18 protein-coding genes are annotated in these 14,044 nt (G+C 64.3%); 8 read left to right on the top strand and 10 right to left on the bottom strand.

What is annotated here, in order from left to right; genetic code table 11:
• Positions 1-29: 29 nt before the first annotated feature.
• The 4 genes from RFM52_RS08035 to RFM52_RS08020 form a co-directional block, all read right to left on the bottom strand.
• A complete protein-coding gene (locus RFM52_RS08035) occupies positions 30-404 on the bottom strand; it encodes a TfoX/Sxy family protein (RefSeq protein WP_320296304.1) in 375 nt (124 codons plus the stop codon).
• A 100-nt stretch (positions 405-504) separates the two neighbouring features.
• Positions 505-1,101, bottom strand: coding sequence for a glutathione S-transferase (locus RFM52_RS08030; RefSeq protein ID WP_320296305.1), 597 nt, complete (start codon positions 1,099-1,101; stop codon positions 505-507).
• Between the two features lie 272 nt (positions 1,102-1,373).
• Positions 1,374-1,760: a hypothetical protein gene (locus RFM52_RS08025; RefSeq protein ID WP_320296306.1), complete on the bottom strand. Its 387-nt coding sequence runs from the start codon at positions 1,758-1,760 to the stop codon at positions 1,374-1,376.
• Between the two features lie 401 nt (positions 1,761-2,161).
• A complete protein-coding gene (locus RFM52_RS08020; protein WP_320296307.1) occupies positions 2,162-2,692 on the bottom strand; it encodes a DinB family protein in 531 nt (176 codons plus the stop codon).
• Between the two features lie 104 nt (positions 2,693-2,796).
• Between RFM52_RS08020 and RFM52_RS08015 the strand changes: the two genes are divergently transcribed.
• The 3 genes from RFM52_RS08015 (at position 2,797) to RFM52_RS08005 (ending at position 5,215) form a co-directional block, all read left to right on the top strand.
• Positions 2,797-3,387, top strand: coding sequence for a TetR/AcrR family transcriptional regulator (locus RFM52_RS08015; protein ID WP_320296399.1), 591 nt, complete (start codon positions 2,797-2,799; stop codon positions 3,385-3,387).
• A 179-nt stretch (positions 3,388-3,566) separates the two neighbouring features.
• Entirely contained in the window at positions 3,567-3,971 is a 405-nt protein-coding gene (locus tag RFM52_RS08010; RefSeq protein ID WP_320296308.1) for a YciI family protein, read from the top strand.
• Positions 3,968-5,215, top strand: coding sequence for an RNA polymerase sigma factor (locus RFM52_RS08005; protein WP_320296309.1), 1,248 nt, complete (start codon positions 3,968-3,970; stop codon positions 5,213-5,215). The genes RFM52_RS08010 and RFM52_RS08005 overlap by 4 nt, the downstream gene beginning before the upstream one ends.
• 225 nt (positions 5,216-5,440) lie before the next feature.
• On the opposite strand, the gene RFM52_RS08000 is transcribed toward RFM52_RS08005, so the two are convergent.
• From RFM52_RS08000 to RFM52_RS07990, 3 genes are all read right to left on the bottom strand, one after another.
• A complete protein-coding gene (locus RFM52_RS08000; protein ID WP_320296310.1) occupies positions 5,441-5,893 on the bottom strand; it encodes a hypothetical protein in 453 nt (150 codons plus the stop codon).
• A gap of 107 nt (positions 5,894-6,000) precedes the next feature.
• Positions 6,001-6,378 (bottom strand): DoxX family protein, encoded by a 378-nt coding sequence (locus tag RFM52_RS07995; RefSeq protein ID WP_320296311.1) that lies wholly within the window; start codon positions 6,376-6,378, stop codon positions 6,001-6,003.
• Positions 6,379-6,412: 34 nt separating this feature from the next.
• Positions 6,413-6,835: a VOC family protein gene (locus tag RFM52_RS07990; protein WP_320296312.1), complete on the bottom strand. Its 423-nt coding sequence runs from the start codon at positions 6,833-6,835 to the stop codon at positions 6,413-6,415.
• Between the two features lie 178 nt (positions 6,836-7,013).
• On the opposite strand from RFM52_RS07990, the gene RFM52_RS07985 reads away from it, so the two are divergent.
• Complete coding sequence (locus tag RFM52_RS07985) at positions 7,014-7,769, top strand: AraC family transcriptional regulator (RefSeq protein WP_320296313.1); 756 nt, start codon at positions 7,014-7,016, stop codon at positions 7,767-7,769.
• 109 nt (positions 7,770-7,878) lie between these two features.
• Here RFM52_RS07985 and RFM52_RS07980 read toward each other — a convergent pair whose 3' ends face one another.
• Genes RFM52_RS07980 through RFM52_RS07970 form a run of 3 tightly spaced genes read right to left on the bottom strand, consistent with a single transcriptional unit; the run spans position 7,879 to position 10,072 of the window.
• Entirely contained in the window at positions 7,879-8,727 is an 849-nt protein-coding gene (locus RFM52_RS07980) for a 23S rRNA (adenine(2030)-N(6))-methyltransferase RlmJ (protein WP_320296314.1), read from the bottom strand.
• A gap of 58 nt (positions 8,728-8,785) precedes the next feature.
• The gene (locus RFM52_RS07975; protein ID WP_320296315.1) at positions 8,786-9,412 is read right to left on the bottom strand and encodes a hypothetical protein; all 627 of its coding nucleotides are present in this window, start codon (positions 9,410-9,412) and stop codon (positions 8,786-8,788) included.
• A gap of 42 nt (positions 9,413-9,454) precedes the next feature.
• Complete coding sequence (locus RFM52_RS07970; protein ID WP_320296316.1) at positions 9,455-10,072, bottom strand: TetR/AcrR family transcriptional regulator; 618 nt, start codon at positions 10,070-10,072, stop codon at positions 9,455-9,457.
• Positions 10,073-10,207: 135 nt separating this feature from the next.
• Between RFM52_RS07970 and RFM52_RS07965 the strand changes: the two genes are divergently transcribed.
• The 4 genes from RFM52_RS07965 (at position 10,208) to galE (ending at position 13,949) form a co-directional block, all read left to right on the top strand.
• Positions 10,208-10,681 (top strand): carboxymuconolactone decarboxylase family protein, encoded by a 474-nt coding sequence (locus RFM52_RS07965; protein WP_320296317.1) that lies wholly within the window; start codon positions 10,208-10,210, stop codon positions 10,679-10,681.
• 241 nt (positions 10,682-10,922) lie between these two features.
• Entirely contained in the window at positions 10,923-11,270 is a 348-nt protein-coding gene (locus tag RFM52_RS07960; protein ID WP_320296318.1) for a hypothetical protein, read from the top strand.
• Positions 11,271-11,766: 496 nt separating this feature from the next.
• Positions 11,767-12,825 (top strand): UDP-glucuronic acid decarboxylase family protein, encoded by a 1,059-nt coding sequence (locus RFM52_RS07955; RefSeq protein ID WP_320296319.1) that lies wholly within the window; start codon positions 11,767-11,769, stop codon positions 12,823-12,825.
• Entirely contained in the window at positions 12,822-13,949 is a 1,128-nt protein-coding gene (gene galE / locus RFM52_RS07950) for a UDP-glucose 4-epimerase GalE (protein ID WP_320296320.1), read from the top strand. The genes RFM52_RS07955 and galE overlap by 4 nt, the downstream gene beginning before the upstream one ends.
• The last annotated feature ends 95 nt before the right edge of the window (positions 13,950-14,044 follow it).

The following is a 14,044-nucleotide window of genomic DNA, read 5'->3' as shown; positions in this document are numbered from 1 at the left end:
AGAAGGGCTGCGAACTCCTCAGTCGGTCCTCATTTCGAGCGCTTCGGCGGTTTCACCTTCGCCTTCGCCGGCAGCGTCTCGACGAAAGCCAGCGCGCGCTCGAGCCAACCGGCAAGATCGGCGTCGGTTGCCGTCCCTTCCGGCGCGACGCGGATGTAGCCTTCCATCGAGCGCCCGCCCATCTCCATCGGGCTTGCATGAGGATGTGCCGCGGCGGCCGCATGCGCGCCCTTGCCGACGCGCACCAGAAGCCCACGCTTCGAGGTGCCGATCAGCATGTTGCCATCGATCATGAAACAGGTGCCGCCGAACATCTTCTGCTCGGTGAAGGCGCGCCGGCCGAGGGCAGCGCGCAGGCGTGCGACCATCGGGTCCGGCGCGACGCTGGCTGAGGGCTTTGCCATGCTCACCACTCCGACTTCGATGATGTCAGGCAAGCATGGAAGCGGACGGGGTTCAAGGTGGTGCGTCCTCCCCTTCTCCTTGTGGGAGAAGGGAGATGCTTCACCCCGGCACGCTGCCTTTCAATTCCGGAAACTTCTCGTCGAAGCGTGCAGCCCAGCGCACGAGCCGGCTGCGGCCCTTCTCCCACTGGCCGGAAAAGCGCAACGCGAGATAGCCCAGAGTGGCGCGCAGCGCCATGTGGCCGGCGGTGATCTTCTTCGGCAATTTCGGCGGGTTGGCGTTGATGAGGTCGAGCGCGGTGGCGATCTTGGTCCACTGGCGGTCGAGCCAGGGCTGGTAGACAAAAGCCTCGGGCCGCGTGCGGCGCTCATAGACCATCGACAGCGCGCAGTCGCAGATGCCGTCGGCCAGCGCCTCGAGAACCTCCGCCTCGAGCCGCTTGTCGGGATTGCGCGGGAAGAGCGCGTTCTTCGACAGCCGGTTGAGATGCTGGGTGATGGCGCGGCTGTCATGGATCGCGCGGCCGTCCTCCAGCACCAGCACCGGGATCTTGCCGAGCGGATTGGCCGAGATCAGTTCGGCGGGCTTGTCCTCCGTCTTGACCGGCACGAGGTCGACGGCGATGCCGGCATACAGCGCCGCCATGCGGACCTTCGAACTGTAGGGGGACGTGGAAGCGTAGAGCAGTTTCGGCATGATCGGGTTCCCAGTTGTTTACGGCACTGTTGACCGATCAGGGTCCGAAGGGCAACGGCCAGCCGGCCAATCCGGATTGGCCGATGCGTCTTGCAGGCGCGGGCACCTGAAAAGAAAAAGCTCCCGGAAGTTTTTGCCTGGCGGCAAAATTTCCGAGAGCTTTAGGAGGAGCGTGCGCTCCGACTTCGCTCGCTCTGACACCGAATTGGCGAGAGGGGTGCTCGGGTGGCACCCGCCCTCACCTGTTGCGCCAGCCAAGCGAAGCTACGCGATTACTTCTTGGCGGCCGGCTTCTTCGCCGGAGCGGCCTTCTTCACAGCGGCCGGCGCCTTGGCGGCGGCTGCCTTCATCGGAGCCTTGGCGGCGGGCTTGGCCGCGGCCTTGGCTGCCGGCTTCTTGGCGGCAGGCTTAGCCGCCGGCTTTGCCGCTGCTTTGACGGCAGGCTTCGCCGCGGCCTTCGCGGCCGGCTTAGCCGCAGCCTTGGCGGCCGGCTTCGCTGCCGCCTTGGCCGCCGGCTTCGCTGCTGCCTTGGCCGGAGCCTTGGCGGCTGCCTTCGGTGCCGCTGCCTTCTTCACTGCTGCAGGTTTCGCGGCAGCCTTAGCTGCCGGCTTCTTTGCCGGCGCTTTCGCCGCCGGCGCCTTGGTTGTCGTCTTTGCCATGCGATGCCCCTTGCGTTTTGCCTATGGTCGTGAGTGACCCGGCGTGTCTATGCATATCTGACTCGCGACTGTCTAGCCAGCGAAGCAACACAATGATTTTCAGTTATTGAATTTTGGTTACGGGAAACGCATCCCGCTGAAAAATTGTGAGCGAATCTATCACTTTCGAAGTGACGGCCCGCCGCACAGATTTTCGTGCTGCTTCTATCGCCCGATCATCCATGGGCTCACAGCATAACCTTATATCGGAATGTGAGCGCAATGCTCACAATAAAGAATGACCGGCCGAGCGTTCGCTTCATCTTGTCCAGCAAAAACATCTACAGATGAACCGGGCAGGCGAACGGGCGAAAGCTTGCGGTGCGCAAAGTGAGCTTTAAGCTCATATTCAGATGCCGTGATTAAACGTCCGCCGGTCGGCGACCGCGCTGCAGGCGTCGCGCCGGCTCGACGCGATGCAGATGGACGGCGTAGGTATCCCAGGGCGGCGAAACCGCGATCCCGGCCAGCATGCGGCCGATCTCGCCGCGATGGTAGCCGCCGTGCAGGACGACATGGGTCAGCATCTCCTGCCTCGTCATGCAGCCCTGGTCGCCATCGGTGAAGGTGAAGGCGACCGGTTCGGCAAGCTCTTGCTCCGCAATCGTTCCGAGATAGTCGAGATACCAGCCATCGACCTCGGCCAAGGCGGTGCGCAACGCGCCCGGTTCGGGCGTGTCCGGCGTGTTGTCGCTCGCATAGCCATGGGCAACGCCCTTCAAGTGCGCGGCAAAGATCTGCGACACGACATGGATGTGATTCATAAGACGGATCGCAGCGTGGCGTTCCCCGGCATTGCTCGACGGGTCCAATCCGGCAAGCTTCTCCGCGAGCTCATCATTCGCCCGGGCCTGATAGGCAAGCATGCCCTTCAGCAAGGTCTTGGCACTCATCTTCGCGGCCCCATTTGCGTTGGTGAAATGAATGTGAGTATCCTGTTTATATTCTCGGGAGACGGGCCAGCATGTCTACTCGCATTGCAAAGCCGGCCGCACGCATGCGCAAGCAGCCGCGCCAGGCGCGTTCGATCGCCACCGTCGAGGCGATCATCGAAGCCGGTGCTCACGTTCTGAGCGAGCTCGGCTGGGCGGGCTTTTCCACGAACAAGGTAGCGGAGGCCGCAGGCGTCAGCATCGGCTCGCTCTATCAATATTTTCCCGACAAGCTCGCTCTGGTCGAAGCAATACGGCGCCGTCACTTCGATCATGTGCTGTCGGTGATTCGCGAAGCGGCGGCCGACGAGAAGCCGCTGAGGCAATTCGCGCGCGAGCTGGTGCGCGGCATGATCGGCGCGCACTCGATCCATCCGACGCTGCACCAGGTGCTGCTCGACGAGGCGCCCGGCGACCGTGGCTCACGCGCCGCTCATGCCTCGTTCCAGACGCGCTATCTCGAACATTATGCGGCGGCCGTCGCGCGGTATCGCAAGCGCCGCAAGGATACCGAGACGATGGCGCGCGTGCTCTCCTCGGCGATCGAGGGCGTGATCCACAACGCGGCGCGCCGCAACATGCTCGACGCGCCGGAATTGCAGAAGCAGCTCGTCGAGCTGATCGAGGTTTATCTGTCAGGTAGCCGGGCTACCTGACCCATCGGGCGGCAAGCCAGCCTGAGTGAGCGCAAGCAGAAGAGGCCGGCGCCGACCTGCGCGCCACCGTGCGTCTTCGACCGACCACCGGCGCCGCAAATAATTTGCGCACCGCCTGTCGATTCCGCCGTGCCTCGTTCGTCGTATCATCGCAACCAACCGAACCGAAGGAATTCGAGATGCGTTTCATGATGCTGATGATCCCCGGCGGCTACGCCACCGCGGCTCCCGACGTCAGGCCAGAAGCCGAGGCCGTGGCGACGATGATGAAATACAATGAAGAGCTGAAGCGGGCCGGCGTTTTGCTCGCTCTTGACGGACTGCATCCGCCGTCCTCGGGCGCGCGGGTTTCCTTCAAGGGCGGCAAGCCGACTGTCACCGACGGCCCGTTCGCCGAGGTCAAGGAAGTGCTCGGCGGCTATTGGATGATCGACGTGCGCTCGCCCGAGGAAGCCGTCGAATGGGCGCGCCGCTGCCCCGCCGGCGAGAACGACGTCATCGAGGTCCGGCGCGTTTTCGAGATGAACGATTTTCCCGAGGACGTCCAGAAGGTCGTCGACGGGTTCGACGAGCTCAAGGATTGACCACGGCTGCGACGATCGAGGCGGTCTGGCGGATCGAGCAGCCGAAGCTCGCCGCCAGGCTCACCCGCATGCTGCGCGATGTTGGGCTGGCCGAGGAGGTGGTGCAGGATGCCTTCGTTCAGGCGCTGGAGCGCTGGCCGCGCGACGGCATACCGAACAACCCTGCCGCCTGGCTGACGAGGGTCGGCACCAACCGGGCGCTCGACCGGCTGCGCCGCACCGTGCTGATCGACGGCAAGCATCGCCAGCTGGCCGTCGATCTCACCGAGCTGGAGCGCGCGATGCCCGACGTCGAGGCTGCGCTCGACGAGGATATCGACGACGATCTGTTGCGGCTGATCTTCACGTCTTGCCATCCAGCGCTGCCGGCCGAGCAGCGCGCGGCGCTTGCGCTGCGGATGCTGGGCGGGCTGTCGACGGCGGAGATCGCACGCGCCTTCCTGGTACCTGAGGCCACCGTCGCCCAACGCATCGTGCGCGCCAAGCGGACATTGCGCGACGCCGGCATCACCTTCGAGCCGCCCCGCGGGCAGGAGCGGCGCGAGCGCCTGGGCGCCGTGCTGGAGGTGATCTATCTGATCTTCAACGAAGGCTATGTCGCATCCTCCGGACCGGACTGGCTGCGCGCCGATCTCAGCAACGAGGCACTGCGCCTCGGCCGCTTGCTGGTGGCGCTGATGCCGGAGCAACCGGAGGCGATCGGACTGCTGTCGCTGATGGAGCTCGGCGCCTCGCGCTTCAGCGCCCGCACCGATGGAGCGGGCAACCCGATCCTGCTGCTCGACCAGGACCGCGGCCGCTGGGACTGGTCGCTGATCCAGCGCGGCCTCGACGGGCTGAAACACGCGATGGCGCTCACGCCGACGCCCGGCCCCTATCAGTTGCAGGCGATGATCGCCGCCTGCCATGCCCGCGCGGTGAGCGCGGCCGACACCGATTGGATCGCCATCGCCGCCTATTACCAGGCGCTCGCGCTGGCTGCTCCCTCGCCCATCGTCGAGGTCAACCGGGCGGTCGCCGCCGGCATGGCGTTCGGGCCGGCGCAAGGACTGGCGATCGCCGATGCGCTGCGGGACGAACCGCGCCTGAAGGATACGCATCTGTTGCCCACGGTGCGCGGCGACCTTCTGGCCAAGCTCGGACGGATAGAGGAAGCCCGTGCCGAATTCCGCCGCGCCGCCGCGCTGACCGGCAATGAGCGGGAGCGTGAGCTGCTGCTGGCGCGGGCTGGAGCGATCGGCTGAGGCCAGCACAATTATCCGATCTCCCCCCTTGCGGGGGAGATGTCCGGCAGGACAGAGGGGGGTGTGAAGGATCGCCGAGCTTTGAGACCGCCGTTCAAAGGGCGTTGTCGTCGCTGGTAAAAAGCCAAACGAACAAGGCTGGAGGGACAGCACCCCCCTCTGCCCTGCCGGGCATCTCCCCCGCAAGGGGGGAGATTGGCAGCTTCAGCGGTAGCGCCTCTCCCCTTATCGCAGCACGCGGCAGCGGCCGTTGTAGACCATCCAGCGGTCGAAACCCGAGACGCAGAATTCGACATTGTCGCCGATCGAGGCAAAGCCCTGGCCTTCCTCGATCAGGTAGAAGATCGAGCGGTCGCGGCCGTCCGACAGGTTGACGGTGGCGCGGCAATAGTGGCGGCCGATCGGCCATTCGTCGCTCGCCGGCTCGTAGCGATGCTGGCGGATGTTGCGGAAATCGGTGATCGCGACGTCAGGCAGATGCGGCACGTGATGCACCTGGTAGGAGAAGCGGTCGGTGATCTTGCTCAGCACCCAGCTTTCGCCGCAGACGCTGCCATCATCGCCGCTGTAGGTCGACAGATCGGCGGCCTCAGCCGCCTGGGTGAAGCCCAGCGGCGCGGCAACGGGAGTGGACAGCGCAACCAGCGCGGCAAGAGCGGAATGGGCGAAGCGAGTCATGACAGCCTCTCAGGATCGATTGCACGCACTGTGCGGATTCGCTCGGCGGCGGTCAAGCGGGCGGCAAAACAATGGTTCCCGCAAAACTTCGTTCCGAAAGTCGCCGGCTAATTGAGTTGCATTGAGATGGTGCCGGCAAGCAGCAGCCCACCAATGACGGCGATGTTGATCAGGAACGCATTGCGCAGCACCTGGCGCTCAGGTTCCTCGCTGGCCCAGAAACGCAGCAGCATGAGGTTCGTCGCCAGCGTGAAGATGATCAGCGCCCCGGCGGCGAAGGGCCGGGCCATGCCAACAGCAAGCAGGAAGCCTGCAATGATCTCGACAGCCGAACCGACGGCCAGCATCAAGGCCGGAGCCGGAAATTTCTGCGCGGCTAGATAGTCGCGCATCGCCCCGAATTTCAGGAAATGCTCGGTGCCGGCGAAGACGAACACGCCGCCGATGAGCAGAGCGCCAAGCGCTTGAACGGTTTGAACAGGCATGGCGGCCTCCTTTCGACGACGTGCGTCGCTCTGTTCAGTCCTCGGGGACGAAGGCCGGGTTGTAGACGACCTCCCACAGATGGTCGTCGGGATCCTGGAAGTAGCCGGCATAGCCGCCCCAGAAGGTTTTCTGCGCCGGCTTGACCACGCGCGCGCCGGCCTTGACGGCCTCGGCCATCACCGCGTCGACCTCGGCCTCGCTGCCGACATTGTGGCCGATGGTGAGCTCGGTCGGGCTGCGGCCGCTCTGCGGCACCGCGGCATCCCAGGCGATGTTGGCGCGCTCGTAGATGGCGAATTTCAGGCCGCCGGCGAGATCGAAGAAGGCGACGGCGCCATGCTCGAATTCGCGGCCGATGATGCCTTCGGTCGGCAGACCGAGGCCGTCGCGATAGAATTTGAGCGAGGCCTCCAGATCATCGACGCCGAGCGTCAATACAGTGATGCGAGCTTTCATTTCTCTCACTCCTTTCTATATTCGAAACCAACGTCCGAAATCGGACCTGGTTGGCAAACGCGCCGATGGGCGCCATCAGGTTGCGTCTGTTTTGCCATGGATGACATGGCCGGCCTTGAAGATTTCGGCCAAATGACCCGCACCGACCCGGCATCCGCCGGAGCAGATCGGAGAAGAGATGCAACCGGTCCTGGCGCAGACAACCGGTTTCTTCCGGGAACGGCCCGCCGGCAAAGGCCTGGCCGATGCCTTCTCGGCGATCTGGGTCCACCGCATGGACGAGCGCGCCGTTCCGCCCATCGTCATCACGCCTGACGCGACGATCGACCTGCAATGGATCGACGGCCGCTTCCGCGTGGCCGGACCGGACAAGGAGCCGCAGATCGAGACGCCGCCGGCCGGCGCGGTGATCGTCGGCTTCCGCTTCCGGCCAGGCGCGGCCGCCGGCTGGCTCGGCGTGCCGGCCAGCGAAATCGTCGGCGGGCGGCTGGACCTCCAGGAATTATGGGGCACGCGTGCCCGCGAACTGTCGGATCGCATCAAGGCTGCGACCGATCTGCCGGCCATGCTGCGGCAGTTGGAAGAGACGGTCGGCATGCGCACCGAAGGCGGCAATGCGCTCGACCCGCAGATGGATCGGGCCTTTGGTGTCCTCGACGAGGGCCTGTCGCCGGAAACGCCCCTGGTTCCATTCCTGCAGCGCCAGTTGCATATGAGCGAACGGACGCTGCGACGCCGCTTCGAGGGCGCCTTCGGCTATGGCCCGAAGACGCTCGACCGCATCCTGCGCTTCCACCGCTTCCGGCGCCTGCAGCGGCAGCAGGGCGAGGCCTCGACCGCGCTGCTCGCCATCGAGGCCGGCTATGCCGACCAGGCGCATCTGATCCGCGAAAGCCGGCGGCTGACCGGTGTGACGCCGACGGCGCTGGCTTAGAGCGTTTCACGGAATCGCCGAACCGCTCTAAGTCTTTGTTTTTACGCAATTCCGGACGGAAAACCGCTACGCACTTTTCCTGGAATTGCTCTAAGCGGCGCGGTCGACCCTACTCGCCCGCCAGCCACTCGAGCGACCAGCGCGACGGTTGCCGGACGGCGAGCACCTTGTGGAGGGCGGGCAACAGGAGCTTCAATTCGCCTTCCAGCGTGTAGGGCGGATTGACCACCACCATCCCGCTGCCATCGAGACTGGGCTCGTCCGAGGCAGGCCGGATCTCGAAGGCGATGTCGAGCAGCTTCGGGATGCCGGTATCCTTCAGCGCCGCGCGGAAAGCGGTCACCGCCCTTCGATCCTTGATCGGGTACCAGAGCGCATAGATGCCGCCCGGCCAGCGCCGATGCGCCTTCTGCAGGCCCTCGACGAGGCGGGAGAACTCGCCCTCCTCCTCGAAGGGTGGATCGATGAGGACGAGGCCGCGCTTTTCCTTCGGCGGCAGCTGCGCGCCGAGCGCCAGCCAGCCGTCGAGCTCGATCACCCTTGCCTGGAAATCGCCGGCGAAAACCGATTTCAGGCGAGATGCATCCGCGGGGTGCAATTCGATCGCGGTCAGCCGGTCGTGGTTGCGCAGCAGATGGCGCACGATCAGCGGCGAGCCGGGATAGCGCTTGAGGCCGCCGCCGGGATTTTGCGCGCGCACCGCCTCCAGATAGGGCTGGAGCAGCACCGCCGCTTTTGGCTCGAGCGTCGTCTCGGCCAGCCGGCCGATGCCGCCCTGCCACTCGCCCGTCTTGCCGGCCTCCACCGAGGCAAGATCGTAGCGGCCGATGCCGGCATGGGTGTCGATGACGCGGAACGCCTTGTCCTTCTGCTTGAGATATTCGACGAGGCGCGCGAGCACGGCATGCTTGACGACATCGGCGAAATTGCCGGCGTGGTAGGCGTGGCGATAGTTCATGCGCGCCGACCTCTAAGGAGCATGATGTCGACCGAAAACCGCTTCACACTTTTCGGCATCATGCTCGTGGCGAACCGTTGCGGCCCCAGCGCGGCGGCGGCTGTGAATTGGGATTTTGCGGACGGCCGCCGCCGCGGCGCCCAAAGAGCAGCGACAGCACCAGCCCGGCAAGGCCGACACCCATCAGCGTATAGCCTGCCGGCTGCGCGCGTTCGTCGATCGAGCCGGTGCCGGCGCGCAGGATGAGATCGACCGCGCGCATGTCGATGCCGTCGGCATCGCCGGGGCCGACGGTGAAGACGTAAGGACCGGGCGTAACCTTATCGATGACGCCGGCCGCGTCGCGAAAGATCTTGTCGGGCAGTTGCGGGCTGGCCTGGCGCGGATTGTCGGTGTGATTGAAGGAGAGCGCCGATGCCAGCGCGGTGCGGCCGCCGCTCGCCGCGGTCAGCGTCAGCACCGTGCGCTGCTGGCCCGCGACGCGCTCGGCCCGCGCGGTCAAGTCGACCAGCACCCGCACCGGAGCGTCGCTTGCGGCGAGTTGCACGGTGGCGGGCCGGAAGCGGCCGCCCTCATAGACGCGGTAAATGCCGATCGCATGGCCGGAAAAATTGCTCATCGCCCAGGGATAGAAGATGCCGATGGCGGCACCGGCGATGAGGAGAAGGACTGAGAGGAAGCGCATTCAAACCCTTGGCTGTTTTCTTTCGGCTGGCGGCTGCCGCCCTTACGAGCGGTTTTTGTCTCGGGCAGCTTCGCGAACCCGCTCCATCTCGTCCAGAAACATTTCCAGGCCAAGCTCGAAAGTCTTGTCGAAGCCGCCGGTGCCGAAATAGGCACCGGCCTTCACGACGCTCGGATAGTCGCGCGCCAACTGCTCGGCGCTGACGGTGGTGACCGCCGAAGGCCCCTTGGCGTAGCCGGCCGTCTCGTCGAGGATCGCGCCCATCAGATAATAGCCGGCGGCGCGGAATAGGCGGGCGCTGAGCTCGGGGCCGAAGCCGCCATCCTCGAACAGGCCGATGATGGCGTTGAGCTTGGCGAGGCAGGGCGGCGAATTCATGCGGTAGACGACGATGAACGGCGCGAAGGCCGGATGCTCGGTGGCGACGCGGCGGAACTCCTGCATGCCGACGCGGGCCCGCTCGCGCCAGGGCAGGCTGTCGTCGGGAATGACGAGCCCGCTCATCTGCCGGTCGACCAGCGCCTCGTAGAGATGCGCCTGCGAGGGGAAGTGGTGGTAGATGCTCATCGCCTCGCAGCCGAGCCTGGCGGCGAGCTTGCGCATCGAAAAGCCGGAAAGCCCTTCCCGCTCGATCACCTCGAAGGCGGCGTCCTCGATCATCTCGCGGGACAGCTTTCCGCGGGGCCGCTTTTTTTTGCTCGATGCATCCATGGCTGCGCTTGACAACTTACACTGTAAGGTTCATCTTCCACATACCTTACATCGTAAGGCTAACAAAAACCAGAGGAGAACATCATGTCAGTCATTCGCATCGTCTCAACCGTGCATTCCTGCCTTCGTTCCGCCTCGCTCATCGCCGCCGCGGGCGTGTTTGCCACAGTGTTCGCTTCCGCGCCGGCCCGGGCCGATGATTACGACACCGCCCTCAAGGATATCCAGTCGACGATGGGCGGCGTGCCGAGCTTCGTGAAACAATTCCCGAAAGCCGGTCTGCCCGGCGCCTGGGCCGAGGTCAAGGCCATCGAGCTCAGCGACAAGACAGCGCTGACACCAAAGGTAAAGTCGCTGATCTCGCTGGCGGTCGCGGCGCAGATCCCGTGCAGCTACTGCATCTGGTCGGACACCGAGAACGCCAAGCACGCCGGCGCCACCGACCAGGAGATCCAGGAGGCCGTCGCCATGTCGGCGCTGACGCGCCACTGGAGCACCATCTTCAACGGCATGCAGGTCGATTTCGACCAGTTCAAGAAAGAGATGGGCGGGCAGTAAGGGCTCAGACGCCAGACACCGGAGATGACGAAATGGCCCGCGGCCACGCGGGCCATTTTTTCTGGCCGCGGCCAGCCCCGTGTCCGCTCTTCAAGCGTCCCACCCTCTTGCGGCAACAGAAAATCCGTGGAAGAGCTCAAAACAGCTATCGCTAAATTAACCAGCTTTGCCATAATGAGTTGGGTGGGTGGCTGATCAATGATTCGAACATAAGCGCCACTTGCTGAGGGGATACTACTTCATGCCCATGGCTTATCGCGGCTTAAGCCGGCCCTACCCCAACAAGAATTTTCGCATGCCGACCAAGGCCCTGCCCCGTCTTTTTGTTTTGGGAACGTTGGTGGCAACTTCCGGTTGCCAATACTTCAACTTCGGCCAGTCGACTACATTCAACGTATCGCAAAGCGGCAACGCCGCCTTGATCGACTTGAAACCAACCCGACCCACCCTGACAAAGAACCTGTCTCGCCCCGTGGTAAGGGTCAACCCTTATCTTGGGAACGCTGCTTTTATCTGCGGCCCGAGCGGCTTTGGACAGCAATCGCATTGCTTCGCTAGAAGTGCCGGGGCGCCTGCCGAGAACATCTAGACACGACGAGACAATTTCGACCACGCGTCTTAGTGGTGTTGCTTCGAGGCTCGGAGCATGAGGCCGAAGGCCTCTCCCGACATGCTTGCGCAATTCGATGGAACGCGGCTCCGGTCACAAGGCGGCCTGGAAGCAGCTTTTCATCGCTAACGAACCAGGTGAACACCCTTCACGGTTAACCACTCGCTAAGCTGCGAGGTTAACGAAACGCTAATTTAGTTGACTACCCTCGACACAGGTATATCTTTGTATGTGTTGGGTGTGCAATTTGGGCGAGCAGTCTGCGGTGGTGGCAACCGACTCGTGGATCGCGACTTAGGGGCGCAAGGGACGCTTAGCGGCGGAGACAAGCCGTAGAGCAACAAGCCCCGCAAAACTCAGAAACTTACGACGCACATCAGTGCAGGCGGTTCCGCATATGCGGAGGAATCGCCTTTGTGACCTGGTCGGGCAAGGCCCGTCCCGGAGCGGTAGCGTGTGTGCGTACGAGGTTGCCATGAATAAGGTCATCAAAGTTCTGAAACCAGTCCGGTCGGGTCGAAAGAGTATCGATCGTGGCCGGGCCCTGGTCGCCGGCGGAGCGGGGTTCCTGGGTTCTCATTTGTGCGAGCGGCTGCTTTCGGACGGCTATGAAGTCATCGCCCTGGACAATTTCCACACCGGCAAAAGATACAATCTAGCCGGCATCGCGCGAGACGCCTCTTTCACCTGCGTCAGCCACGACGTTGTCGATACCTTGCCGATGGATATCGCCGTCGACGAGATCTACAACCTTGCCTGTCCAGCTTCGCCGCCCCACTATCAGGCCGATCCCATCCACACGTTCAAAACCAGCGTGCTAGGGGCGATCAACCTTCTGGAACTCGCCCGGCGCCACAACGCCAAGATATTCCAGGCTTCGACCTCCGAGGTCTATGGCGATCCGCTGGTGCATCCGCAGCCCGAAGGCTATTTCGGCAACGTCAACACCCATGGCCCGCGCGCCTGCTACGACGAAGGCAAGCGCTCGGCCGAAACGCTGTTCTTCGATTATTCGCGAACCTACGGCCTCGATATCCGGGTCGCGCGCATTTTCAACACCTACGGGCCGCGCATGCAGCCCGATGACGGACGCGTGGTGTCCAACTTCATCGTCCAGGCGCTGCGCGGAGACGATATCACCGTCTATGGCAACGGCACGCAGACGCGCTCCTTCTGCTATGTCGACGACCTCATCGAAGGGTTCGTGCGGCTGATGCGGTCGCCGGCGGCGCCGAAACATCCGGTCAACCTCGGAAACCCCGGCGAATTCACCGTCATGGAACTGGCCGAACTCGTCCTCGACTACACCAATTCCCGCTCGCGGATCGTGCACAGGCCGTTGCCGGTCGACGATCCCCGGCAGCGCAGGCCCGATATCACCTTTGCCGAGCAACAGCTCGGCTGGCAGCCAAAGATCGCGCTGAGCGAGGGGCTGGCCTACACCGCCGGCTATTTCGAAGCCCTGCTGGGCCGCCAGCAGCCCGGGACCTCCCGCGGAGGCCATTTGTCCTCCGGCGAGGCTTTGGCGCTATGAGTGGCCGCCCAATCCTGGTGACGGGCGGCGCAGGCTTCATCGGCAGCCATACCTGCAAGCAACTGGCCGCGGCCGGTTATCTGCCCGTGGTCTACGACAATCTCAGCCGCGGCAACGAGAAGGCGGTGGCCTGGGGCCCACTGGTGGTCGGCGATATCCGCGACCGCGACGCGCTCGAGCGAGCCATCGCCATCCACCGGCCGCAGGCGGTCATCCATTTCGCCGCGCTTGCCTATGTCGGCGAGTCGGTCAGCGATCCCGCGGATTATTATTCGGTCAATGTCGCCGGCACGATCGCCGTGCTCGAGGCCACGCGGGCGAACGGCATCGGCAACATCATCTTCTCCTCCAGCTGCGCGACCTATGGCATGCCCGAGACGCTGCCCGTGCGCGAGACCTCGTCGCAGAACCCGATCAGCCCTTACGGCCGTAGCAAGCTGATGGGCGAACAGATCATCAGGGACCATGCCTCGGCTTACGGCACGAAATACGCAATCCTGCGTTACTTCAACGCCAGCGGCGCCGACCCCGACGGCGAGCTTGGCGAATGGCACACGCCGGAAACCCACCTCATCCCCAGGGTATTGATGGCGGCGTCCGGCATGATCGAGGCGATCGAGGTCTTCGGCACCGACTACGAGACCGCGGACGGCACCTGCGTGCGCGACTACGTCCATGTCAGCGACCTCGCCCGGGCGCATCTCAAGGCCCTGCAGCATCTCGAGGCCGGCGGCAAAAGCCTTGCGGCCAACCTCGGCACCGGCCGCGGGGTCTCGATCAGGCAGATCATGGAGGCGGTCGAGCGGATCGCATCGCGGCCGGTCCCGGTCACGTACAAGGCGCGCCGTCCTGGCGACCCGGCAGGGCTTTTCGCCGACCCCAGCCTTGCCCGCGAGCAGCTGGGCTTTGTGGCACAACTTTCCGACATCGACACCATCGTCAGGACGGCCGCCCCCTTCTTCGGGCTCGGCCCGGCCTTGCTCAATTCCGGCGCTTCGGCCGCCCTACCGCGCGCATTGCGCGTGCCGCGTGGCGCGAACGTCAATCAGAAACGCCGGCCCGCAAGGCCGGCGGTCGGCCCTGTGAGTAATGTGTCGGGGCGTGGGCTCGCTGAGTTCGGCTAAGGCCGGCTCAGCGAGCCACCATTTTTGGAGGTCCCGGGGCTCACCCTGCGCCTTCCTCGACCCTAGAAGGTTTCACCGTTTCACGGAAACGGCGA

The sequence above is a fragment of the Mesorhizobium humile genome (genome assembly GCF_033977215.1).
In the GTDB taxonomy this organism is placed as follows: Bacteria; Pseudomonadota; Alphaproteobacteria; order Rhizobiales; family Rhizobiaceae; genus Mesorhizobium; species Mesorhizobium humile.
The sequence above is the reverse complement of the archived record's forward strand: the minus strand, read 5'-3'. Positions and strand labels throughout refer to the sequence as shown.

Bases quoted from the DNA above. Each gene is read 5' to 3' on its own strand.
- RFM52_RS07955 (WP_320296319.1), top strand. From the start codon at position 11,767: ATGAATAAGGTCATCAAAGTTCTGAAACCAGTCCGGTCGGGTCGAAAG.
- RFM52_RS08020 (WP_320296307.1), bottom strand. From the start codon at position 2,692: ATGAGTGCCAAGACCTTGCTGAAGGGCATGCTTGCCTATCAGGCCCGG.
- RFM52_RS08000 (WP_320296310.1), bottom strand. From the start codon at position 5,893: ATGACTCGCTTCGCCCATTCCGCTCTTGCCGCGCTGGTTGCGCTGTCC.
- RFM52_RS08025 (WP_320296306.1), bottom strand. From the start codon at position 1,760: ATGGCAAAGACGACAACCAAGGCGCCGGCGGCGAAAGCGCCGGCAAAG.
- RFM52_RS08030 (WP_320296305.1), bottom strand. From the start codon at position 1,101: ATGCCGAAACTGCTCTACGCTTCCACGTCCCCCTACAGTTCGAAGGTC.
- RFM52_RS07975 (WP_320296315.1), bottom strand. From the start codon at position 9,412: ATGCGCTTCCTCTCAGTCCTTCTCCTCATCGCCGGTGCCGCCATCGGC.
- RFM52_RS07970 (WP_320296316.1), bottom strand. From the start codon at position 10,072: ATGATCGAGGACGCCGCCTTCGAGGTGATCGAGCGGGAAGGGCTTTCC.
- RFM52_RS08015 (WP_320296399.1), top strand. From the start codon at position 2,797: ATGCGCAAGCAGCCGCGCCAGGCGCGTTCGATCGCCACCGTCGAGGCG.
- RFM52_RS08010 (WP_320296308.1), top strand. From the start codon at position 3,567: ATGCGTTTCATGATGCTGATGATCCCCGGCGGCTACGCCACCGCGGCT.
- RFM52_RS07965 (WP_320296317.1), top strand. From the start codon at position 10,208: ATGTCAGTCATTCGCATCGTCTCAACCGTGCATTCCTGCCTTCGTTCC.
- RFM52_RS07995 (WP_320296311.1), bottom strand. From the start codon at position 6,378: ATGCCTGTTCAAACCGTTCAAGCGCTTGGCGCTCTGCTCATCGGCGGC.
- galE (WP_320296320.1), top strand. From the start codon at position 12,822: ATGAGTGGCCGCCCAATCCTGGTGACGGGCGGCGCAGGCTTCATCGGC.
- RFM52_RS07985 (WP_320296313.1), top strand. From the start codon at position 7,014: ATGCAACCGGTCCTGGCGCAGACAACCGGTTTCTTCCGGGAACGGCCC.
- RFM52_RS07960 (WP_320296318.1), top strand. From the start codon at position 10,923: ATGCCCATGGCTTATCGCGGCTTAAGCCGGCCCTACCCCAACAAGAAT.
- RFM52_RS07990 (WP_320296312.1), bottom strand. From the start codon at position 6,835: ATGAAAGCTCGCATCACTGTATTGACGCTCGGCGTCGATGATCTGGAG.
- RFM52_RS08035 (WP_320296304.1), bottom strand. From the start codon at position 404: ATGGCAAAGCCCTCAGCCAGCGTCGCGCCGGACCCGATGGTCGCACGC.
- RFM52_RS07980 (WP_320296314.1), bottom strand. From the start codon at position 8,727: ATGAACTATCGCCACGCCTACCACGCCGGCAATTTCGCCGATGTCGTC.